Source organism: Mucilaginibacter segetis, from assembly GCF_016522075.1.
In the GTDB taxonomy this organism is placed as follows: Bacteria; Bacteroidota; Bacteroidia; order Sphingobacteriales; family Sphingobacteriaceae; genus Mucilaginibacter; species Mucilaginibacter segetis.
Genome location: NZ_JAEHFW010000007.1, coordinates 1 through 687 on the forward strand (window position 1 = coordinate 1; position 687 = coordinate 687).

Here is a 687-nt window from a genome sequence, read left to right on the forward strand (position 1 = left end):
TTCTCATCGGGGATAATATCCGGGTTCCAGTACACCACATCACGCAGATCCGCTTTTTTATTTTCCGCGTCATATTTGGGGATGTAAAACTCGCGCGACTGGTAATAGCCCTGTATTTTAATAGCCTTCATACCGGCTACCACATCCTTGCTATAATTATGATAAGGGTCACGTAGTTTGGTATTGATCACAATGACATTGTTTTTTACTCCTAAAGCGGTTCCGTTATAAAGTATCTCGATCGACTGTACTTCATTCGGATTAATTTGCTGTAACATGCCGAGATCTAAAAGTACACCATCAACAACAACATCGAAGCCGTCATATAGTGAACGGTGCCCTATGTTATGTGGTATACCTAATTTATCAAAACGAATGTCGGGATTATTCATCTCTAAAGCACTCCGCAGGTCATAACTTCCCTCTATACGGTCTTGTTCGATAACCTGATCGGCAAATTGTCTGCCACCGGGACTTGAGGAGTACACCTTTTTCTTCGCTTTAATATCAACCTGTTTAAGCTGAACACCCCGTCTTAGAACGTTATTCTGCTCCATTTCGGTAAACCTTTTTTTGCTGGCATCGGCTTCCGCCAGCAGCGGGGTAGCTGCGGTATCCGCAGGCATCAATGGCGGCAGAGGCTGTATCAGGGGAAGAGGCAGGCTATCCGGGCGGATAATCGTTTTA

General features: G+C 44.7%; 1 protein-coding gene. It reads right to left on the bottom strand.

Features of this window, described 5'->3' with window-relative positions:
* A partial coding sequence (locus tag I5M19_RS18545) for a hypothetical protein (protein WP_200067872.1) occupies window positions 1-687 on the bottom strand: 687 nt, incomplete at both ends.